Raw genomic sequence first — 14,441 nt, 5'->3', positions numbered from 1 at the left:
TCATCTTGTACCGGCCAGGAACTCTACATGTTGTGCCACCCCGAACCCCACCCCGTGGTCAGCTACGCATTCCAAATCGTGAAGAGCCCTTAAAGTGTTTGCGCGCAGAATGACGACGCCCATGACGATAGCTGCGCCGAGGGTCAATGAAGTAAGAATGAGAAACTCGGATGACGTGGCGTCGAGTTCCGGGTGTTTTAGGATCATTGCCATCGGAACGCTAACGATGGTGGGAAGTGTGGAGGGCAGCATATCGCGGGATATGAGCAGCGCCACGATGGAGGCGACAGCAATAATAACGGGTATAGGGTTGCTGATCGAGAAGATTGCGAAAACAGAGGCGGGTGCGAGGCCTATAATCGCAACTTTCGATCTCATCGCTGAAACGAGACAGCACATTGTCACAGCCGAAATGGCAAGAAGTGCAGGTAGTTTCCCGCCAGAATGCTGAAAGGAATAAATGGAGTTCAAAACAACAAAAATACCCACCGACGCCTCGGCGATGGAGATGGTCTGGCGAGGTGCTCGTCCGGTCATGCCGCAGATTGTATCAGTGGTTATGGAGGAGGATTATCCTGCGAATGTCAAGGTGAAGGCGTCTGTTGAGTACTTTAGTACTGCGGTCTAGGTCGAAGGTGCCGTGTGCGTTGTGCTACGGCTAACTGCGGATAGGCTGGAGACATGAACGACACTCTGCTGTACACCGTCATATTTTTTCTGTTCATCTACTCAATCACGGTCACCCTGCTATTCCTTCGCCAGTCTCGGACCCTCAAGGAATCCGGACGCTAAGTGGAGGTGACGAACCCGTGGCCCTCCAGATGGAGGAGTGCCACGGGTTCTCTATGCGTTAGCGGTGTTTACGGGGCGTCGACAAGCGTCTTTCTACTTCCTGCCGTAGGCGTAGACGTCGTCCCCGGAGATGAGGTCGGGGACGGTCCAGCCGTCGAGGTCGTACTCGGACATGAACTGCTCGGCGAAGCCGCGCATCTCGGCGGCGGAGCCCCGGTTGTTGGCGGCGAGCAGCAGCTCACGCTTCACGTTCTCGTGGTTGCCGGAGTAGTTGCGCTCGTAGAGTTCGTGGCGTCCGCCGAACTCGGAGCCGATGGAGTCCCACAGGGCCTTCATCACCTTGACGCGGTCGACGGCGGTGATGCCGTCGGAGCCGCGGACGTACTTGTCCAGGTAGGGGCGGATCTCGGGGGTCTGGAAGTCGACGGAGGAGCTCGGCAGGTAGATGAGGCCGGAGGCGACGTCCTGCTCGATGATCTCCTTGATGCGGGGGTAGCCCTGGATCATGAACATGCGGTACGTCAGGCCGTACTCGAGCTTGGGCAGGAGGGTGCCGTCCTTCCACTCCTCGGGGTCGCGGGCCATGGATTCGGTGAGTGACCAGAAGAGGTTGCGCCAGCCGAGGACCTCACCGACGCGCGTCTCGACGCCGCGGAAGCCGCCGGAGCCGGTGGCGTCGAGGGCCTTCATGAGCAGGCCGGCGATGAAGTCGAGCTTGACCGCCAGGCGGGTGCAGCCCTGGAAGGTGAAGCGGGGGAGGAAGCCGGACTGGGGGAAGAAGGCGTTGATCTTCTCCACGTCGCCGTACATGAAGACGTTCTCCCAGGGGACGAGGACCTTGTCGAAGATGAAGATGGCGTCATTCTCGTCCATGCGGCTCGACAGCGGGTAGTCGAAGGGGGTGCCGGTGACGGCGGCGTTCTGCGCGTAGGAGGCACGGGAGATGAGCTTGATGCCGGGGGCGTCCATGGGGACGGTGCAGATGAGGGCGAACTGCTTCTTCTTGATGGGCAGCCCGTAGTGGGCGATGAAGTTGTAGTTCGTGATGGCGGAGCCGGTGGCCACGACCTTCGCGCCGGAGACGATGAGGCCGGCGTCGGTCTCCTTCTCCACCTTCATGTACACGTCGCCGACCTCGTCGGGCGGCAGCTGGCGGTCGACGGGCGGGTTGATGATGGCGTGGTTCCAGTAGAGGACCTTCTCCTGGGACTCGCGGTACCAGCGCTCGGCGTTGTCGCCGAAGGGCTCGTAGAGTTCGCGGTTGGCGTGGAGGGTACCGAGGAAGGACGCCTTGTAGTCGGGGCTGCGGCCCATCCAGCCGTAGGTGAGCTTCGCCCAGGTGGCGATGGCGTCACGCTCCTTGAGCATGTCCTCCGCGCTGGTGGGCGCCTTGAAGAAGGGCATGGTCACACCGCCGTTGCCGGTGTCCGTGGGGACGGTGAGCTTGTCGACGTGCGGCCCCTCGTGCAGCGCGTCGTAGAGACGCGCGACCATGCGGATGGAGTTGCGGAAGGCGGGGTGGGTGGTGACGTCCTTGACGCGGTCGCCGTGGAGCCACACCTCGCGGCCGTCCCGGAGGGACTCGATGTACTCGTCGCCGGTCATGGGGCGGGAGGCGAAGTTCCGGGTGGTGTTGGCGGGGTGCTCAGCGGCCGGGTTGGCGGTGCCGTCGAAGATGCTCATGGTTTTCTCCTGGTGGTCTAGATGAGGGGGCGGAGTTCGGCGTTGGCGCCGAACCAGCCGGTGAGGGGGTCGTCTCCGCTGTGCGTCCACAGTCCGTCGTGGGAGGTGGGTCCGATGTCGTGGAAGGTGGAGCGGAAGAAGAGGAGGGGGTTGCGGTGCTCGGCGATCTCGGCGTCGGCGATCTCACCGATGAAGATGATGTGGTCGCCGCCGTCGTACTGGGCCCACGGCGTGCACCACAGGGTGGCGAGGTTGCCGTCGAGGGAGGGGGCGATCTCGTGGTCGCCCCACCGGATGGGTTCCTCCCGGGGGCGGCCGGCGAAGTGGAGGGCGACGTCGTCCTGGTCGGAGGCGAGGATGTTCACGGCGAAGTTGTTGTCGCCGAGGATGGCGCAGGCCTTCGACGTGCGGGTGAGCGTCACCTGGCAGAGGCGTGGTTCCAGCGAGATCGACGTGAACGCGGTGACCGTCGCGCCGTGCGGGGTGCCGTCGGCGGCGGTGGTGGTGACCACGGTGACGCCACTCGCGAACTGCCCGAAGACGTTGCGGAGTTTCCGTCCATCCGTCATGGGGGTGTCCTTTCAACGGAGAGTGTGTTTATGATCGGGATCACATGTTGCAGCGTAGGAGGCTCCCGTCACGCGGGAAATCCACTCTGCGCACGGTTGTCCGCATTGCGAAAGAATCCAGGAGAAGGTGAGGATGCGTGAGTGACTGCGACGCCAGCCCGACCTCGTTCCGTGAACTGTCCCAGGTCACGGAGCGGCACTACTTCCCGCACACGGTGCGGGTGGAGTCCCAGGTGCTCCTCGGTGGGAGCGGCCTGACCTACCGGGGGCTGGGGGAGGTCTCACTCGTGAGGCTGAACTGGGGAGCGGCGGTGAGCGTGGAGACGGAGCACCCGGACGCCTTCGCCGTCAACATCCCGTTGCGGGGGCGTCTCACCGTGCACAGCCGTCACGGCCGGGGTCAGGCGGCGGCGAACCAGGCGGTGGTCTGCCCGCCGGACACGCCGGTCAGCTTCCCCAACTGGGGCGCGGAGGTGAGCATGCTCGGCGTCCGCCTCGGCGCGGACTACCTGCGCAACCAGCTGGAGATGGCGGGCGTCGCACCCCGGCCCGCCCCCACCGTCATCGATCTGTCGACCGGGCCCGGGCAGGAGTGGCAGGAGATCTGCCGCAGTGTGGTCACCTGCAGCGCGGGCGGCCTGCTGGCGGGGCACCCCGTCTTCCGCCGCAACCTGGCGGCCGCGCTGGCCAGCGGCCTGGCGCTCGTGCTCGCGCAGCAGGGGCCGGACGGGTCCCGGACCACCCCGGCGCGGCTGCGGCGGGCCGTCGAGGCCATCGAGGCGGATCCCGCCCGGGCCTGGACCGTCGCGGAGATCGCGGCGGTGGCCGGCTGCGGGGTGCGGACGCTGCAGGGGGATTTCCGGGAGGAGTACGGGGTGTCGCCGCTGGAGTACCTGCGGGGCGTGCGCCTCGCGGTGATCCACGAGGAGCTGTCCGCCGCGGACCCGGACTCGGGCACCACGGTCACGGACATCGCCCTGACCTGGGGGATCGCCCACCTGGGGCGGTTCTCCACCGCCTACCGGCGCCGCTACGGGCAGACCCCCAGCGAGACCCTCAGAGCAGCGCCGGCCTGATGTGCTCCCACGCGGGGCGCAGGTGCCTGTTGAAGGTGTGCCAGTCGTGGGTGCCGGTGTCGGCGTAGTCGACGCGCAGCCCCGGGGCGTCGCCGAGCGCGGCCTCCAGCTGCCGCGTGCACTCCAGCGAGCCGCGCTCGAGGACGGCGCCGGAGGACATGTCGAACCAGTTGCCGGTGGCGTAGTTGGCGATGTCCTCCGCGGCGAACACCCCGTTGGCGGCGGCGAGGTACACGCGCTGGTTGCGCAGCCCCTCCGGGTTGCCGACCGTGTCGTGCCAGTGCCACCGTTCGCCGCCCTCCGGGCCGTAGAGGTTGGCCACGTCGCCGCCGCGCGTGGTCACCGTCATGTGCGCGTTCTGCCGGCCGACGGGGTCGAGCGGGGAGTAGCAGCCGGAGAGCCCGAAGGTGGCGTCGAAGAGCCCGGGGTGACGGTTGCCGATGTGCACCGCCCCCGTCGCGCCCATGGACAGTCCGCCGATGCCGCGGCGACCGTTGAAGTTGAGTTCGGGGGCGGCGTCGAGAAGCGGCGCCAGTTCGGCGGTGATGAACGTCTCCCACTGGTGGCGGCCCAGCGTCGGGTCGTCGCGGAGCCAGTCGGCGTACATGGAGGCCTGCGCCTGCGTCGGCATGACGAGGGTGACGTTCTCGTCGGCGAAGACCTCCGGCGCGATGCCGGGGTCGAGCCACCAGGAGGTGCGCGGGGCGCCGACGCCGTCGAGGAGGTAGAGCATCGGGGCCGGGCCGCTGCCGGCGGCGCGCCAGATCTGCACCTCGACGTTGCGTTTCATGGCGGGGGAGGCCACGATCCACCGTTCGAGGCGTGCGCCCTCCACACGCTTCTCGACGACCGCCGCCTCCGTGATCGACTCATCCAGCGGGAGGCGGCTCCCGCCGAGGCTGCTGCCGCTGCTCAGCGGCACGTCGGAGGAGCCGAGGGCGGCGAGGAGGTCGAGGGTCCTCTCGATGGCCCGGCCGGAGGAGGTGGGGTCGTTGTTGGAGCTGATGACGGCCTGCTCGAGGGCGCTGCCGGTGAGGGACTGGGCGGCGGCCGGGGAGGCCACCCCCAGTGTGACTGCTGTGGTGACAGTTAAGGCGAGTGGAAACCGTGGCATAACTGCCACGTTATCATTCGGCGTGGCCCAGGTTCGGGATGCGACCGACCGGCTCCACACGCTCCCCGTTCCACCGGAAGGTCAGATCCACCTCGTAGTTGGCGGCGGCGGCGTTGGGGGCGCCGTCCGCCTCCATGGCCTCGTAATCGATGAGCCGGACATGCACCTCCTGCCCGTCGCCCTCCCAGTGGCGGTAGACCTGCGGGGCCAGCAGCCCGACGCCGAGGTACTCGCCCCGGTGGAAGAGCATGATCTGGTTCTGCTTCTGGGCGTGGGTGGAGCCCGTCACGAAGACCACCGCATAGCTGAGGTCCGCGCACGGGTCGTAGTCGGAGTGCCCGTAGTACTCCCAGCCCTCACCCTCCAGGGTCGGCGGCGGCACGCGGTGGATGTTGTCGTGGATCGCCGCGGCCTCCGTGTCGACGCCGCAGTGCTCGGCGTCCGCGCAGGCGACCAGCAGCAGGGGCAGGGCGAGGGCGGGCAGCAGACGGCGCATGCCCCCAGACTAGCTAGATCAGTGCAGGCCGGATCGTGTCCCAGGCAGGCTGCAGCTGCCGGTTGAAGTTGATCCAGTTGTGCGCGCCCTCCTCCTTGTACTCGACGACCTGGTGGGTCATGCCGTGGGCGCGCAGCGCGGCGTCGAGATCCTGCGTGCACCGGAGGACGCCCAGCTCCAGCATGGTGCCCACGGCCATGTTCGTCGGGTCCTGGGTCCGGTAGGCGGCGGCCTCCTCGGCGGAGACGGCACCGTTCGCGGCGGAGAGGTAGACGGCCTGGTGGCGCAGCCCCTCGGGGGCGGAGACGGTGTCGTGGTAGATCCACTCGTCGGAACCGAACTCGCCCCACATGTTCTCCAGGGTGCCGCCCCGGGACGTGACCACCAGGCCGGCCATCTGGCGGCCGATGGGGCTGAGCGGGGAGTAGCAGCCGGAGATGCCGAACACGCCGTGGAACATCTCCGGGTGCGTGGCGGCGAGGTGGACGGCGGCGTTCGTGCCCATGGACAGCCCGCCGATGCCGCGGCGGCCGTTGAAGTTGAGCTCCGGCTCGGCCTCGAGGAGCGGCGCGAGCTCCTCGGTGAGGAAGGTCTCCCACATGTGCAGTCCCAGCGCCGGGTCGTAGGCCACCCAGTCGGAGTACATGGAGGCGATCGCCTCGGTGGGCATGACGACGGTGACGTTCTCGTCGCGGAACACCTTCTGGGCCTCACCCTGGCCGATCCAGCCGCCGTGGTAGGGGGCGTCAACGCCGTCGAGGAGGTAGACCATCGGGGCCGGGACCTGCGGGTCGGCCGCCCGCATGATCTGCACGGAGACGTTGCGCTTCATGGCCGGGGAGGCGACGGTCCAGCGTTCCAGGCGGATGGCCGGGTCCTCGACCCGCTTCTCGACGATCGCCGGTTCCGTGATCTCCCCGGTCGTCGGCAGCGGGTACCGCGGGTCGACGTCGCGCATGCTCTCGGGCAGGGAGATGTCCGAGGAGCCGAGCAGCGACAGGGAGCTGACGGCCATCCCCAGCGCGGAGCCGGAGGACTGCGGGCGGTGGCTGGAGGACTCCGAGGAGTCGAGGATCAGTCCGTCGGCGCTCTGCGCGGCGGCGGTCGCGGGCAGGGAGACAAGAGCGGTGGCCACAAGCGCGGCGGTCAGTCTTCTCATGCGCGGGATTGTACTGACCTACTGCAGAGCGTCGCGGATGGCCTCCCAGGCGGGCCGGAGTTCGTTGTGGAAGTGGATCCAGTTGTGGGCGCCGGTGTCCCGGTACACGACCTGCTGGTGGGTCATGCCGTGCGCACGCATGGCGAGGTCCAGGTCCCTCGTGCAGGTCAGGGCCCCGCGTTCGAGCATGGTGCCCATGGAGGTGAGCTCCTCGGACTCCAGGAACTCCTGCAGCTCCGCACCCTCGAGGGCACCCGTGGCGGCGGTCAGGTACACGGCCATGTCGCGCAGGCCCTCCGGGTGGGCGGCGGTGTCGTGGCGCTGCCACTGCGGGGAGCCGAACTCGCCCCACAGGTTGTCCAACGTGCCGCCCCGGGAGGCGACGATCAGGTTGGTGGTCTGCCGGCCGATGGGGCTGAGAGGGGAGTAGCAGCCGGAGATGCCGAAGACCCCGTCGAAGAGGTCGGGGTGGTTGGCCGCCAGGTGCAGTGCCCCGGCGGCACCCATGGACAGTCCGCCGACGCCGTGGCGGCCGGTGGAGTGGAGGTCGGGGTGGGCGTCGAGAAGCGGGAGGAGTTCCGCGGTGAGGAACGTCTCCCACTGCTGCCGGCCGAGGACCGGGTCGTCGGACACCCAGTCGGAGTACAGCGAGGCGGTGGCGTCGGTGGGCATGACGACGGTGACGTTCTCGTCGCGGAAGACCTCCGGCGCGCGGCCCCGGGTGATCCAGTCGCTGTCGGAGGGGGAGTCGATGCCGTCGAGAAGCAGGAGGAGCGGCGCGGGGCCGGGGGCGCGGATGATCTGCACGTCGACGGGGCGCTTCATGGCCGGCGAGGCGATGCTCCAGCGCTCGAGGCGGGCGTCGGCGTCGATGACCTCACGGTGCAGCACGCCGGGCCGGACGATGGCGTCGGAGAGCGGCAGGGGGAAGCGCGGGTCGGGGGAGACGGCGGGCAGCGGCAGTTCGGAGGAGCCGATGCGGTGGAGGGAGTCGACCGTGCCCTCGACGAGCGCGCCGGTGGCGTCGACGTCCCGGCTGGAGTCCGCCAGCGAGTCCCGGAGGGGGCTGTCGGCGACGGCGGGGGCCGGGAGGAGGAACAGGAGCGTGGCGGCCAGGGTGGGGATCGTCGGGCGCATGGGGCGCCAGGCTAGTCCCCGTCACTGGTAACACCTTGGCAGGTGTCTGGCAACCTAGTAGGGGTCGACCTTGACCTTCACCACGGAGCCGATCGCGTGGCGGCGCGCCCACATGCGCAGGCCCAGGGCGACGCCCGTGACCGCCCACGTGAGCAGGGCCACCACGTACAGCGACTGGATGCCCAGGTAGCGGTAGACCAGCGCACCCGTGAAGGCGCCCGTGGTCAGGCCCGCCCACATCTTCAGGTGCCCCAGCCACTCCCGGTGGGAGCCGCCGAAGAAGGCGTCGACGAAACGCTGGCCCATCTTCACCAGGGTGCCCGTCATGTAGGTCAGCGGGATGGACACCTCGCCCTCCCGTTCGAAGATCGAGTTCATCGAGCCGATGCCGAGGGAGGCGACGATGATGGCGGCGCGCGGTGCACCGAGCAGGACGAGCAGGGCGGACAGCGTGAACAGGACGCACATGTTGATCATGACGACCTCGCGGACCTGGTCCGGCCGCACCCGGCGTTTGGCCAGGCGCCGGACGAGCGCGCCCTCCATGACGCCGAGGAGGAAGAAGATCACCGCGGAACCCGCGAGCCACGCCAGGTCGGGTTTGCCGTCGACCGTGGCCGCGGCGATGCGGGTGGTGTTACCCGACATGAACGACAGGAACACGCCACCGAGGAATATGAAGCCGATGGAGTCGACGAAACCGGCGATGAACGCGAAGCTCACCGCCAGATTCTTCTCACCGGCGGTGTAACGCTGCAACACCGCTCCTTTGGTTGGTTATGTCTGGACCTACAGACCTCCAGTGTAGGCGGTGACCGGTGCGGTGTCGCCACGCAGGAGGTCCTCCACCTGCTGGGCTGCCTCGTAGACGGCGTCCCAGCGGAAGTCCGCGGCCATCGGCTCGCCGGCGGTGTAGCGGCGGTACCAGTCGGTGCGGCGGCTGCGCTGGGGGACCCACAGTCTTTCGAGCGCGAGGTAGGCGGCGGCCTCCGACTCCGGGCCGCGTTGCGCGCGGCTGTCCTCCGGCACCTCCCAGAGCTTCTCGACGTACCCCAGGTGGATCTCCGCCAGGCAGCGCGCGATCTCGACGATGACGTCCCGGCCGACCTCGGGGTGGATGCGCAGACGGTACCAGGCGTCCTGCTCCGTCATCTGCGGGTGCGGGGACTCGCCCGGCAGCGGGTGGCGCTGGACGTGGCACCAGGAGGTCTCGCCCTCCCGTTCCCGCTCCCACGTGGCGACGGCCCCGATCTTCCATAGGTTGCCGAGCATCTCCACCCGGCGCAGCGGGAGGCGGCGGTTGGCGGCGGCCTCCGCGAACTCGGCGTAGTCCAGGGAGGGCCGGGTGACGTAGCCGAGGCGTTTGCGCCAGCCGCCGACGGTGTCCTGGTAGTCGAAGAGGTGGACGCCCGGCGGGTGGACGCGGCGCATGTGGAAGGACAGGTAGTGGTCCTCGAAGTGGATCCGGTGGTCCCGGCCCGGTTCGTGCGGCACCTCGAGGCGGACGGGGACGGCCCCGTCCACCGGTTCGTAGCCGAAGAGCTCCCACTCGAAGGCGGGGCGGAGCTGGAGCGTCTTCACCAGGCCGACGAGTGCGCCGAAGTCCTCGTAGCGGTGCAGGTCGAGGGCGTCGGCCATCTGCAGTGCCGCGGAGACGGCCTGGGCGACGGACAGCTGGGGCATCGCGCGGACGAGTTCGGCGGTGAACTGCTGTGTCCTCGCCTGTAGCTGGAGGTCCATGACTTCATCCTTCCGTCACCCCCGAAAATGTTACGTAGATCACACGATATCCCCTTGTGGTGAAGGTGTAAAGGATTGCGAAGGTGCCGTTATCCCTTTGTGTCTCCTGCAACGGAAAAGCATGCCCCGCCCGCGACATGCAGAATGGGGTCATGCGCATCGACATCTGGTCCGACTACATCTGCCCCTTCTGCACCGTCGGCGAGCGGCACCTCAACCTCGCCCTGGAGGAGTTCGCCGGACGCGATGACGTGGAGATCGTGTGGCGCAGCTTCCAGCTCGACCCCGAGGCTCCCCACGAGTCCACCGGCAACGCACTGGACTACCTCACGCGCGTCAAGGGCATGAGCGAGGAACAGGTCGTCGCCATGAACGACGGCCTCGCCGCCCGCGCCGCGCAGGTCGGCCTGGACTTCAACTGGCGGGAGTCGCACATGGTCAACACCATGACCGCCCACCGCCTCGGCGTCCTGGCACGGGAGGACGACCGCGGGGTCGAGTGGGACGAACTGGTCAAGCGCGCCTACTTCACGCAGGGCCGCAACATCGCCGACCATGACGAGCTACGCTCCCTGGCCGCGGAGGTCGGCCTCCGCCCGCAGGACGTCGAGTCGGTGCTCGCCGACGAGTCCGCCTACTCGCAGGAGGTCATGGCCGACATCGCCGAGGCGCGCCGCATCGGTGTGCAGGGCGTGCCGTTCTTCGTGTTCGACGGTCGCCTGGCGGTCTCCGGGGCGCAGCCCGTCGAGGTGTTCACCCGGGCCCTGGAGCAGATCGCGGCGGGTGAGTGACCATGAGCGTGTGGCTGACCTCCGACCTGCACCTCGGGCACCAGTTCATCGCCCGGCTGCGGGGATTCAGCACCGTCGAGGAGCACGATGACGCGGTGCTCGAGGGGATCCGCAACCTGCCCGTCGGCAACCGCCTCTGGATCCTCGGGGACCTCTCCCGTGGTTCCTCGGAGGATGAGCGCCGGGCGCTGCAGCTGCTGAAGATCCACGGTGCCCACCTGGAGATGCACCTCATCCCCGGCAACCACGACTCGTGCCACCCGATCCACCGGTCGGCGCACAAGACGCAGCGGATGTTCCTCGAGGTGTTCCACTCGGTGCAGGCGTACCAGAAACTCAAGTGGGAGGGGCGCAACGTCTACCTCAACCACTTCCCGCGTCCCGGCATGGACCACCCGGGCATGCCCTCGCGGCACGACGAGGTGCGCCTGGAGGCCGAGTGGATCGTCCACGGCCACCTGCACTCCCGCGACCCGGACACGGGCGAGGGGCTGGTCGACGTCGGCCAGGACGCCTGGGGAATGAAGCCGGCGCGTCAGGACGCGGTCCAGCGGATCCTGTTCAGCTGAGCCGGTCGGCGACGGCCTGGATGTCGCCGATGGGCAGCCGCGTGCCGGGCTGGGCGTTGCACCGGTCGAGCAGCGCGTAGCCCGCGCTCTGCAGTGCGAGGTGCTCATTCCAGCGGGCGGCGGCCGCATCCGGGAGGTTGGCGGCCAGGGACTGCGCCGCCCGTCGCTCACCGAGCAGCTCGAACTGCAGGTCACGGCGCTGCGCGAGGGCGCGGTCCGGGGTGTCCGCCAGGAGCGCGCCGAGCAGCGTCATCATCGCCTCGCGGCTGCGCTGCATCAGGCGGGCGTGGTTCTCGGGGTCACGCAGACCGACCCACAGCAGGGCCACCGCGAAGACCACCGAGAGCAGCACCTCGGTCGTGCGGGAGACGACCGTCTCGCCGAGCGGCAGCGCCAGCGCGTTGCCCATCATCAGCGCCAGGGGAGTGGTGAAGATGACGCACAGGACGTAGTTGCGCACCACGAAGATCTCGGCGAAGAACTGGCACACCGCCAGCGCGAGCAGCAGCCCCCACAGGTTGAGCTCGAGCAGGTGCAGGACGGTGAACAGGCCGATGCCCAGCACGGACCCCAGCAGCCGGTGGAGCCCACGGATCGTGCCCGGCAGGCTCTCCGGCCCCCACTGCAGGATGAGCAGCGCCGACACGATCGCCCAGTCCGGACGGTCGAAGCCGAGCGCGATGCCGAGGACGGCGGCCGCCAGGGCCGCGGCGAAGACCTTCCACGCGGTCGTCGTCGCGTGGCTGTGCCGGTGGAGGGAGCCGTAGAGGCGGTAGCTTATCGACGGCCGCGTGTGCGGGATCGCCGTCCGCGTCAGGTCGATGAAGTTCGGGGTGTCGGTCAGCTCCTCGGGGTCGTCGGGCGGGGTGTTGAGGGCCGCGAGCCGCCGGTGCGCGGTGAGCGTCCGGCGGACCAGGTCACCGCGGGACTCGTCGATGATGCGTCCGGCGCGGATCACGCCGGCGTCGGCGAGCATGTTCCAGGCGTGGGACAAGGCGGTGCGGGCCTGGTGAAGCTTGGCGACGCTGGCCTCGCCCGCCGCGAAGTCCTCCACCGCCTTCTCCAGGGTGTCCACCGCCCGGTGCTCCGCCTTCCGGCCGGAGGTCATGCCGAGGACGAGGCCGCTCAGGGCGCCGACGCCGGCCCACGCGCCGACCTCCAGAGGGTTGAGGCCGAGGCGGGCCACCATCGTCGCGCCGCCGGTGACCATGACGATGAAGAAGCTACCCGGCGGGGGCAGGCGCAGGGCGTTCTGCACGAAGGCGCCCACGGCGGCGACGCCCGCGGTGAACAGGGCGGCGAGCAGCAGCCACCAGCGGCCGCCCTGCTCCCATACCACCGAACCGACGAACGCGCCCGCCACCGTGCCCGTCACCAGCAGGAGCCCGGCGACGACCATGACCCGCCACCGGGTGCGCACCGGATGTCCCTCGCCGTAGATGACGGTGAATCCGCCCGCGGCGATGAGCAGCATCTCGGCGTCGTGACCGAGCAGCAGCGCGACCGAACCGGGCAGCGCCAGCGCCAGGGCCGCCCGCAGCGCGCCGGGCCAGCGGGTGCCGGGGGAGTGCACCGCCGTGAACAGGTCCCAGAAGCCGAGCCGCGGGGGCAGGGGCTCATTCATGGTGGGCCTCGATCCTCTCCGCGACGGCCTGGATGTCGCCGATGGGCAGGCGGAGGTCGCCGTGGGCCTCGCAGTAGTCGAGGAGGGCGTAACCCGCGCGCTGCAGCCCGAGGTGCTCGTTCCAGCGTTCCTCGGCGATGTCGGGGTTGTTGCGGGCCAGGGACTGGGCGGCGCGACGTTCGCTGAGCAGCTCGTACTGCAGGTCGCGGCGCAGCTCGAGCGTCTGGTCCGGGGTGGCGGTGAGCAGCGCCCCGAGCAGGGAGCTCATGGCGCGGCGGCAGCGTCGCTGCAGGCGCAGATGGTGGGCGGGCTCGGCGTCCGGGCGGTAGAGCCACAGGAGGACGAGGGCGAAGACGACGGAGAACACGATCTCGATGACACGCTCGGTCATCGTCACGTCGAGGTCGACGTCGAGGGCGCCGCCGAGCATGAGCGCGACCGGGGTGGTGAAGATGACGGTCAGCGCGTAGTTGCGGGTGACGAAGATCTCCGCGAAGAACAGGCACACCGACAGCGCGAGCATCAGCGACCAGCCGTGCACGCCGAGCAGGTGGAGCCCGCCGAAGAGCACCACGCCGAGCACCGACCCCAGGAAGCGGTGCACGCCGCGGACCGTGCCGGGGATGCGGTCTGGCCCCCACTGCAGGATGAGCAGCGCGGAGACGATCGCCCAGTCGGGACGGTCGAAACCGAGGCTGACGCTCGTGACGCCTGCGCCGAGGCAGGCGAGCACGACCCGCGAGGCGGTCATCATGGCGTGGCTGTCGGGGTGGACCGACCGGTACAGGCGGTAGCTCACCGACGGCCGGAAGTGCGGCACCCGGGCCCGGTCCACGTCGATGAGGTTCTTGTTGTCGGAGATCTCGTCGACCGCGCGGCTGTCGGTGCCCGCGAGCTTGAGCTGCGCGGCGAGGGTGCGTTCCGCCAGACCGGAGGAGTCGACGATGCGTCCGGCGTGGATGGCCCCCGCGTCGGCGAGCATGAACCAGGCGTTGGTCAGCGCCGTCTGCGCCTGGTGCAGCTTGGCGACGCTCATGTCGCCGTCAATGTCCGCCACCGTGTCCTCCAGCACCCGCACGGCCTTCTGCTCCGGGCCGTGCGGGTTGACCAGGGCCGGGGCCATGCCGACGAGCAGGGAACTGAGCACGCCGACGCCCGCCCAGGCGCCGACCTCCACCGGGTTGAGCCCCAGGCGGTAGGTCATGGTCGAGGCTCCCGCGACGAGCAGGATGAACCACGGCCCGGGCGGTGGCAGTCGGAGCGCGTTCGCGATGAAGACGCCGAATCCCGCGATCGTCGTGGAGAAGATGACGGTGAGCAGCAGCCACCAGCGCGTCGCCCCGGCCTCGATCTGCCCCCACACCACGGTGCCCACGAAGGCGCCGGCCACCGCCCCCGTGATGAAGAAGGCACCCGCCGTGAGCAGCACCTTCCACCGGGCGCGGTAGGCGTACCCCTCGCCGTGGATGACGGTGAACGAGCCGGCGGCGATCAGCAGCAGCTCCGCCTCGAGCCCCAGGAGCAGCGCGAGGGTGCCCGGCAGTCCCATCGCCAGCCCGGCGCGCAGCGCACCCGGCCAGCGGGGACCGGGGGAGTGGAAGGCCGTGAACAGCTGCCAGGGGCTGGGCCGTGGTGGGAGCGTCTCGATCATGTGAATCAGGATAGACCGTGAATGAAATGAACAGAATGGT

General features: G+C 68.9%; 14 protein-coding genes. 3 read left to right on the top strand and 11 right to left on the bottom strand.

What is annotated here, in order from left to right:
- The 3 genes from B842_RS13720 to B842_RS09970 all read right to left on the bottom strand — a co-directional run bounded on the left by B842_RS13720 (window position 1) and on the right by B842_RS09970 (window position 3,044).
- Complete coding sequence (locus tag B842_RS13720; RefSeq protein ID WP_156119500.1) at window positions 1–537, bottom strand: hypothetical protein; 537 nt, start codon at window positions 535–537, stop codon at window positions 1–3.
- 348 nt (window positions 538–885) lie between these two features.
- Window positions 886–2,475, bottom strand: coding sequence for a 4-hydroxyphenylacetate 3-hydroxylase family protein (locus tag B842_RS09975; RefSeq protein ID WP_040086456.1), 1,590 nt, complete (start codon window positions 2,473–2,475; stop codon window positions 886–888).
- Window positions 2,476–2,492: 17 nt separating this feature from the next.
- Window positions 2,493–3,044, bottom strand: a complete 552-nt coding sequence (locus B842_RS09970) for a flavin reductase family protein (protein WP_040086454.1) — start codon at window positions 3,042–3,044, stop codon at window positions 2,493–2,495.
- 137 nt (window positions 3,045–3,181) lie between these two features.
- Here B842_RS09970 and B842_RS09965 point away from each other — a divergent pair, with 137 nt between their 5' ends.
- Window positions 3,182–4,120, top strand: a complete 939-nt coding sequence (locus B842_RS09965) for an AraC family transcriptional regulator (RefSeq protein ID WP_052437880.1) — start codon at window positions 3,182–3,184, stop codon at window positions 4,118–4,120.
- On the opposite strand, the gene B842_RS09960 is transcribed toward B842_RS09965, so the two are convergent.
- The 6 genes from B842_RS09960 to B842_RS09935 all read right to left on the bottom strand — a co-directional run bounded on the left by B842_RS09960 (window position 4,101) and on the right by B842_RS09935 (window position 9,766).
- Window positions 4,101–5,183 carry an alpha/beta hydrolase gene (locus B842_RS09960; protein ID WP_245631404.1) on the bottom strand — a complete coding sequence of 361 codons (1,083 nt, stop codon included), beginning with the start codon at window positions 5,181–5,183 and terminating at the stop codon, window positions 4,101–4,103. The genes B842_RS09965 and B842_RS09960 overlap by 20 nt on opposite strands.
- A gap of 64 nt (window positions 5,184–5,247) precedes the next feature.
- Window positions 5,248–5,730: an LppP/LprE family lipoprotein gene (locus tag B842_RS09955; protein ID WP_052437879.1), complete on the bottom strand. Its 483-nt coding sequence runs from the start codon at window positions 5,728–5,730 to the stop codon at window positions 5,248–5,250.
- 13 nt (window positions 5,731–5,743) lie between these two features.
- The gene (locus tag B842_RS09950) at window positions 5,744–6,889 is read right to left on the bottom strand and encodes an alpha/beta hydrolase (protein WP_040086451.1); all 1,146 of its coding nucleotides are present in this window, start codon (window positions 6,887–6,889) and stop codon (window positions 5,744–5,746) included.
- A gap of 18 nt (window positions 6,890–6,907) precedes the next feature.
- Window positions 6,908–8,026, bottom strand: a complete 1,119-nt coding sequence (locus tag B842_RS09945; RefSeq protein ID WP_040086449.1) for an alpha/beta hydrolase — start codon at window positions 8,024–8,026, stop codon at window positions 6,908–6,910.
- A gap of 54 nt (window positions 8,027–8,080) precedes the next feature.
- Window positions 8,081–8,788 (bottom strand): YoaK family protein, encoded by a 708-nt coding sequence (locus tag B842_RS09940; RefSeq protein WP_245631403.1) that lies wholly within the window; start codon window positions 8,786–8,788, stop codon window positions 8,081–8,083.
- Window positions 8,789–8,815: 27 nt separating this feature from the next.
- Window positions 8,816–9,766, bottom strand: a complete 951-nt coding sequence (locus B842_RS09935) for a hypothetical protein (protein ID WP_040086446.1) — start codon at window positions 9,764–9,766, stop codon at window positions 8,816–8,818.
- Window positions 9,767–9,918: 152 nt separating this feature from the next.
- Between B842_RS09935 and B842_RS09930 the strand changes: the two genes are divergently transcribed.
- Together B842_RS09930 and B842_RS09925 are read left to right on the top strand one after the other, a co-directional pair.
- Complete coding sequence (locus B842_RS09930; protein ID WP_040087580.1) at window positions 9,919–10,557, top strand: DsbA family oxidoreductase; 639 nt, start codon at window positions 9,919–9,921, stop codon at window positions 10,555–10,557.
- Between the two features lie 2 nt (window positions 10,558–10,559).
- A complete protein-coding gene (locus tag B842_RS09925; RefSeq protein WP_040086444.1) occupies window positions 10,560–11,126 on the top strand; it encodes a metallophosphoesterase in 567 nt (188 codons plus the stop codon).
- Here the strand turns inward: B842_RS09925 and B842_RS09920 are convergent.
- Together B842_RS09920 and B842_RS09915 are read right to left on the bottom strand one after the other, a co-directional pair.
- Window positions 11,119–12,750 carry an FUSC family protein gene (locus B842_RS09920; RefSeq protein WP_040086442.1) on the bottom strand — a complete coding sequence of 544 codons (1,632 nt, stop codon included), beginning with the start codon at window positions 12,748–12,750 and terminating at the stop codon, window positions 11,119–11,121. The genes B842_RS09925 and B842_RS09920 overlap by 8 nt on opposite strands.
- Window positions 12,743–14,401, bottom strand: a complete 1,659-nt coding sequence (locus tag B842_RS09915) for an FUSC family protein (RefSeq protein ID WP_040086440.1) — start codon at window positions 14,399–14,401, stop codon at window positions 12,743–12,745. Before B842_RS09915 ends, B842_RS09920 begins: the two co-directional genes overlap by 8 nt.
- Window positions 14,402–14,441 lie beyond the last annotated feature (40 nt).

The sequence above is a fragment of the Corynebacterium humireducens NBRC 106098 = DSM 45392 genome, assembly GCF_000819445.1.
Taxonomy (GTDB): Bacteria; Actinomycetota; Actinomycetes; order Mycobacteriales; family Mycobacteriaceae; genus Corynebacterium; species Corynebacterium humireducens.
The sequence above is the reverse complement of the archived record's forward strand: the minus strand, read 5'-3'. Positions and strand labels throughout refer to the sequence as shown.

Bases quoted from the DNA above. Each gene is read 5' to 3' on its own strand.
- B842_RS13720 (WP_156119500.1), bottom strand. From the start codon at position 537: ATGACCGGACGAGCACCTCGCCAGACCATCTCCATCGCCGAGGCGTCG.
- B842_RS09975 (WP_040086456.1), bottom strand. From the start codon at position 2,475: ATGAGCATCTTCGACGGCACCGCCAACCCGGCCGCTGAGCACCCCGCC.
- B842_RS09970 (WP_040086454.1), bottom strand. From the start codon at position 3,044: ATGACGGATGGACGGAAACTCCGCAACGTCTTCGGGCAGTTCGCGAGT.
- B842_RS09955 (WP_052437879.1), bottom strand. From the start codon at position 5,730: ATGCGCCGTCTGCTGCCCGCCCTCGCCCTGCCCCTGCTGCTGGTCGCC.
- B842_RS09950 (WP_040086451.1), bottom strand. From the start codon at position 6,889: ATGAGAAGACTGACCGCCGCGCTTGTGGCCACCGCTCTTGTCTCCCTG.
- B842_RS09945 (WP_040086449.1), bottom strand. From the start codon at position 8,026: ATGCGCCCGACGATCCCCACCCTGGCCGCCACGCTCCTGTTCCTCCTC.
- B842_RS09935 (WP_040086446.1), bottom strand. From the start codon at position 9,766: ATGGACCTCCAGCTACAGGCGAGGACACAGCAGTTCACCGCCGAACTC.
- B842_RS09930 (WP_040087580.1), top strand. From the start codon at position 9,919: ATGCGCATCGACATCTGGTCCGACTACATCTGCCCCTTCTGCACCGTC.
- B842_RS09925 (WP_040086444.1), top strand. From the start codon at position 10,560: ATGAGCGTGTGGCTGACCTCCGACCTGCACCTCGGGCACCAGTTCATC.
- B842_RS09920 (WP_040086442.1), bottom strand. From the start codon at position 12,750: ATGAATGAGCCCCTGCCCCCGCGGCTCGGCTTCTGGGACCTGTTCACG.
- B842_RS09915 (WP_040086440.1), bottom strand. From the start codon at position 14,401: ATGATCGAGACGCTCCCACCACGGCCCAGCCCCTGGCAGCTGTTCACG.